Annotated in this window: 5 protein-coding genes; 4 read left to right on the forward strand and 1 reads right to left on the reverse strand. The window is 73.5% G+C overall.

Annotated elements, in window-relative coordinates; genetic code table 11:
• Positions 1 to 53: 53 nt before the first annotated feature.
• Positions 54 to 638: an SDR family NAD(P)-dependent oxidoreductase gene (locus KME75_RS39675; protein ID WP_219420148.1), complete on the reverse strand. Its 585-nt coding sequence runs from the start codon at positions 636 to 638 to the stop codon at positions 54 to 56.
• 115 nt (positions 639 to 753) lie between these two features.
• Between KME75_RS39675 and KME75_RS39680 the strand changes: the two genes are divergently transcribed.
• The 4 genes from KME75_RS39680 to KME75_RS39695 are packed head-to-tail and all read left to right on the forward strand — an operon-like array spanning position 754 to position 5567.
• Positions 754 to 1629 (forward strand): SDR family oxidoreductase, encoded by an 876-nt coding sequence (locus KME75_RS39680; RefSeq protein ID WP_219420149.1) that lies wholly within the window; start codon positions 754 to 756, stop codon positions 1627 to 1629.
• Positions 1630 to 1645: 16 nt separating this feature from the next.
• Positions 1646 to 2809, forward strand: coding sequence for an acyl-CoA dehydrogenase family protein (locus tag KME75_RS39685; protein ID WP_219420151.1), 1164 nt, complete (start codon positions 1646 to 1648; stop codon positions 2807 to 2809).
• Between the two features lie 17 nt (positions 2810 to 2826).
• On the forward strand, positions 2827 to 3966 hold the full coding sequence (locus tag KME75_RS39690) for an acyl-CoA dehydrogenase family protein (RefSeq protein ID WP_219420150.1): 1140 nt from the start codon (positions 2827 to 2829) through the stop codon (positions 3964 to 3966).
• Complete coding sequence (locus KME75_RS39695; protein ID WP_308283480.1) at positions 3963 to 5567, forward strand: FadD3 family acyl-CoA ligase; 1605 nt, start codon at positions 3963 to 3965, stop codon at positions 5565 to 5567. The genes KME75_RS39690 and KME75_RS39695 overlap by 4 nt, the downstream gene beginning before the upstream one ends.
• Positions 5568 to 5616 lie beyond the last annotated feature (49 nt).

Consider the following 5616-nt stretch of genomic DNA (forward strand, 5'->3'; position numbering starts at 1 on the left):
TCGCGGTGTCCGGTCGGGCAGCAACGGCTCCAGCCGTGCCCACTCCGCGTCGGTCAAGTCGTGGCGATCAAGCACAGAAGAGATCTACCGCAGCCGACCCGCATGATCCACGGGACACGCTCTAACGCGCGCACCAGCGCCTCGACCGCGCCCTTCGTGCCCGACGACAGCCCGTCCCGGACCGGGAACCTGCTGGTTGCCGCCGTGGTCACGGCGACGACGCAACCCGCGCTGCTGCGCAGGGCCGGCAGCGCGGCGTGGACAAGGGTGAAGAACGCCGTCGCTTCCTGGTCCAGCTGGGCCGCGTACCGCGCGGGGGAGACCGTCGAGAGGTGGACCATCGGGACGTGCGGGCCCGCGGCGTGCACCACGGTGTGGATCGCGCCGAACCGCTCCTGCACCGAGGTGACGTGCCGGGTCACGGCCCGCTGGTCCGTCAGGTCCACGGGGTCGGCGACCGCGCGGACGCCGGCGGCGGTCAGGTCGGCGACGAGTCGTTGCGCGGCGCCGGCGTCGGAGCGATAGGTCAGGGCGACGGCGGAACCGCGGGCTGCGAGGGTCCGGCACACGGTCTGGCCGATGCCGCCCGTCCCGCCGGTCACCACGGCGACACCTGGCCGCTCGGCGAATTCCCTCACGGGACGAAGTCGTACCACCTCCCGATGAGCGAGACAACCAAGCGCTTGCTTGCGATGGAGTGGGCGACTGTGCTTGGGTGGCGCCGGACGGACGGGGAAGTGTGGAGTGACTGCGATGACCGAAGTGTGCGCGGGACGGTCGGTGATCGTCACCGGTGCCGGGCAGGGGTTGGGGCGCGCCCACGCGCTCGAGTTCGCCCGGCAGGGCGCTCGGCTGGTGCTCAACGACGTTGGACCCGCTGCCGAGCAGGTGGCCGTCGAGGTCAGGGCGGCGGGGGGCGAGGCGGTCGCGAGCACCGGCGACGTCGCCGACTGGGACTACGCCGCCGAGCTCGTGCAGACCGCGGTCCGCTCCTACGGGCAGCTCGACACGCTCGTGAACAACGCGGGGATCAACCGGGACCGCATGCTGGTGAACATGTCCGAGGAGGAATGGGACATGGTGCTGCGCGTCGACCTGAAGGGGCACTTCGCGCCCCTGCGGCACGCAGCGGCGTACTGGCGGGACCGGTTCAAGTCCGGCGACCCCGTCGCGGCGCGCGTCGTCAACACCTCCTCGGGGGCCGGCCTGATGGGCAGCGTCGGGCAGGGCAACTACGCGGCCGCCAAGGCCGGGATCGTCGCGCTCACACAGGTCGCCGTGGTGGAGTTCGCGCGCTACGACGTCGTGGTCAACGCGATCGCGCCCGCGGCGCGCACACCGATGACCGAGGCGATCTTCGCCGAGGCGATGGCCCGGCCGGCGAGGGGGTTCGACGCCATGGACCCGGCGAACGTCTCGCCGCTCGTCGCGTGGCTGGGCAGCGACGAGGCCGCGGACGTGACCGGTCGGGTGTTCGAGGTCAGCGGGGGCGAGGTGTCCGTGGCCGACGGGTGGCGGCACGGCAAGCCCGCCGTGCGCGACTCCCGGTGGCCCGCCGCCGAGCTGGGTCCGGTGATCGCCGATCTCCTCGCGCGCGCGGAACCGGCCACCCCCGTCTACGGGGCGTGACCCGATGGGTACCGGGATGGAGCTGACCGCGGCGGACGAGGAGTTCCGCGCGGAGGTACGGGAGTGGCTCGCCGACAACCTGCGCGGCGAATTCACCGACGCCGTCGGCACCGGGGGACCGGGGCGCGAGCACGAGGCCATCGAGCTGCGGGCGGCGTGGGAGCGCCGGCTGGGCGCGGGTGGCTGGATCGGCCTGGGCTGGCCGGTCGGGAAGGGCGGCCGGGGCGCCTCCCTCACCCGCCAGGTGATCTTCCACGAGGAGTACGCCCGCGCGGGCGCGCCCGGCCGGCTGGGGTACATCGGCGAGCAGCTGCTCGGGCCGACGCTGCTGGCGTTCGGCACGCCCGAGCAGCAGGACCGGTTCCTCCCCGGGATCCTCAGCGGCGAGGTGCTGTGGTGCCAGGGGTACTCCGAGCCGGGCGCCGGGTCGGACCTCGCCGGCGTGCAGACGCGCGCGGTCCGCAACGGCGACTACTACGCCATCACCGGCCAGAAGACCTGGACTTCGCTCGCCCACGTCGCCGACTGGGCGTTCGTGCTCGTCCGGACCGACCCGGGCGAGTCGCGCCACCGCGGGCTGTCCTACCTGCTGGTGCCCATGCGCCAGGCCGGCATCGACATCCGGCCCATCACCCAGATCACCGGTACCTCGGAGTTCAACGAGGTGTTCTTCGACGGCGCCGTGACCGGCGTGGAGAACCTCGTCGGCGCCGAGGGCGACGGCTGGCGGGTGGCGATGGGAACCCTCGCGTTCGAGCGCGGCGTCGCGACGCTCGGGCAGCAGATCGGGTTCGAACGCGAGCTGGCCGCGGTGACCGACGCCGCCCGGACGTCCGGCGCGCTGGCCGACCCGGCGTTGCACGCGCGGATCGTCGACGCCTGGATCGGCCTGAAGGTGATGCGCTACACCGCGATCCGCACGCTGTCGTCCTCCGGCGACGGGACCCCGGGCCTGGAGGCGTCGATCTCGAAGCTGCAGTGGGCCACCTGGCACCGCGACCTCGGCGAGCTGGCCGTCGACGTGGCGGGCGCTTCCGCCCTGGTCACGGACGGGCCGCCGTACGAGCTCACCGACGCCCAGCGCCTGTTCCTCTACACCCGCGCCGACACCATCTACGGCGGGTCCAACGAGGTGCAGCGCACGATCATCGCCGAGCGGATGCTCGGCCTGCCCCGCTGATGCCAGGAGCCCCTGCGATGACAACCAGCGCGACGACATCCAGCGCGACCTCCATCGCGAGCCAGGACACCGAGCTGCGCGAGATGCGCCGCACCGTCGCCGGCTTCCTCGACCGGCACGCCGACCCCGCCCGGGTCCGGCAAGCGATGGCGGGGGAGCCCGGATACGACCCGGTGCTGTGGCGGCGCGGCGTCGACGAGCTGGGGCTCGGCGCGCTCCTCGTGCCGGCCCGCTGCGGCGGACTGGGGCTGGACTTCACCGCCGCGGCCGCGGTCCTCGAGGAGTTCGGCAGGAGGCTGGTGCCCTCGCCGCTGCCGGCCACGCTCGTCGCCACGGCCGTCCTCGACGCCTGCGGCACCCCGGCCGCCGACGCGCTGCTCGCCCGGATCGCCGAGGACGGCGTTTCGGTCGCCGTGGCGGTGGCCGAGCCCGAGGCCGGCTGGACGACCGGGTCCACCGCGACCACGGCGACGGCCGATGGCGAGCGGTGGGTGCTGCGGGGCGCCAAGCACCACGTCGTGCACGGCGCCGCGGTCGACGTGCTGCTCGTGGTGGCGCGGGCCGATGCCGGGATCGGCCTGTACGCGGTGCCCGCCGATGCCCCCGGCGTGCTGCGCAGCAGCCGCGTCGCGCTCGACCAGACGCGCCGGCTCGCCGAGATCGACCTGCACGAAGCCGATGCCGTGCAGGTGAGCGCGGGGCCGGATGCTGTGGACCTGCTCACCGACCTGATGCTGACCGCGCTGGCGGTCGAGTCGGCGGCGGCCGCGAAGGCCTGCCTGGCGGGCGCGGTGGAGTACCTCGAGGTCCGCCACCAGTTCGGGCGGCCGCTCGGCTCGTTCCAGGCGCTCAAGCACCGGTGCGCCGATCTCGCCGTGACGGTCGAGGGTGCGCTGTCCACCGCCTGGTACGCCGTGCGCGCCGCCGCCGCTGGATCGGAGGAGCTGCACCTGGTGGCGCCACTGGCGCGGGTGGTCTGCGCCGACGCGCTGATGCAGGCGGCGGCCGAGTCGGTGCAGCTGCACGGCGGCATCGGCTTCACGTTCGAGCACGACGCGCACCTGTACCTCAAGCGCGGCAAGGCCAACCAGCTGCTGTTCGGTTCCGGCCCGGAGCTGCGCAGGCGCGTGGGCAGGCTGGCGGGACTGCAGCCGTGACGACCGCGACGGACATCCGGACGGTCCCCGCGTGCCTGCGTGCGGCCGCGGCCGAGGCGCCGGACGTCGAGGCGGTGGTCGACGGTGCCCGCAGGCTGACCTACGCCGCGCTCGACGCCGAGGTCACCCGGTTCGCCCGGGCGGCCGTCGCGCGGGGCCTGCAGCCCGGGGACCGGGCCGCGGTGTGGGCCCCGAACTCCGCGAGCTGGGTGGTCGCCGCGCTGGGCATCCTGGCCGCGGGCGGGGTGCTGGTGCCGGTCAACACGCGCTTCAAGGGCGAGGAGGCCCGGTACGCGCTGGGGAAGGTGCGCGCGAGCCTGCTGGTCGTGCACGAAGGCTTCCTGGACGCGGGTTACCTGGCCATGCTGCGTGGCGACGACCTCACCCCGCCGACCGACCGGGCGCCGGTGCCGGGCCTGCCGCACCTGCACACGGTCGTCACCGTCGACGACACCGGCGATCCGGCCGCGCTGTCGTTCGCGCAGTTCCTGGCCGGCGCCGACGCGGTGCCGGAGTCCGAGATCGACCGCCGCATCGCTGCGCTCCGGCCGCACGACGTGGCCGACATCCTGTTCACCTCGGGCACGACCGGCTACCCGAAGGGGGCAATGGTCGGGCACGCCGCCAACCTGCGGGTCAACACGGCCTGGAGCGACATGGTCGGCCTGCGCCCCGGCGACCGCTACCTGGTGGTCAACCCGTTCTTTCACAGCTTCGGCTACCGCGCCGGGCTGCTGGCCTGCCTGATCCGGCGGGCGACGATCGTGCCCCAGGCGGTGTTCGACGTGCCGGCCGCGCTCGAGATCATCGAGCGGGAGCGCATCACCGTTTTCCCGGGCGCCCCCACCGTCTACACCTCGATCCTCGAGCACCCCCGCTTCGGTGAGTACGACGTGAGCAGCGTGCGGCTCGCGGTCACCGGCGCCACGGTGGTGCCGGTCCCGTTGCTGACCCGGATGCGCACGGAGCTCGGCTTCCGCGACGTCATCACGGCCTACGGGCTCACCGAGACCTGCGGCACGGCCACCGTCTGCCCGCCGGACACCGACGAGCACCGGCTCTCCACGAGCTGCGGCACGGCCATCCCGGGCACCGAGGTGAGGGTGGTGAGCAGTACGGGGACGCCGGTGGGTCCGGGCGAGACCGGTGAGGTGGTGGTCCGCGGCGACAACGTGATGCTCGGCTACTTCGAGGACCCCGACGCCACCGCCGCCGCCATCGATCCCGACGGCTGGCTGCACACCGGCGACGTCGGGTGGATGGACGACGAGGGCTACCTGCGGATCACCGACCGGCTCAAGGACATGTTCACCGTCGGCGGCTTCAACGTGTACCCGGCCGAGGTCGAGCGGCTGCTGGCCGAGCACCCCGCGGTCTCCGAGGCCGCGGTGATCGGCGTCCCCGACGCCCGGCTCGGCGAGGTCGGCCACGCCTTCGTGCTGCCCCGCCCCGGCGCGGCACCGACGGAGGAGGACCTGGTGGCGCACTGCCGCGCGACGATGGCGAACTTCAAGGTGCCGCGCCGTGTTTCGATCATGGACGAGCTGCCGCGCACGCCCAGCGGCAAGATCCAGAAGTTCCGCCTGCGCGCCTGTACCTGATCCGCACGAACGGCACTTTCGTCCAAACCTATTGGACGAAAGTGCCGTT

Source organism: Pseudonocardia nigra (assembly GCF_019396355.1).
GTDB lineage: Bacteria > Actinomycetota > Actinomycetes > Mycobacteriales > Pseudonocardiaceae > Pseudonocardia > Pseudonocardia nigra.

Bases quoted from the DNA above. Each gene is read 5' to 3' on its own strand.
- KME75_RS39680 (WP_219420149.1), top strand. From the start codon at position 754: ATGACCGAAGTGTGCGCGGGACGGTCGGTGATCGTCACCGGTGCCGGG.
- KME75_RS39685 (WP_219420151.1), top strand. From the start codon at position 1,646: ATGGAGCTGACCGCGGCGGACGAGGAGTTCCGCGCGGAGGTACGGGAG.
- KME75_RS39690 (WP_219420150.1), top strand. From the start codon at position 2,827: ATGACAACCAGCGCGACGACATCCAGCGCGACCTCCATCGCGAGCCAG.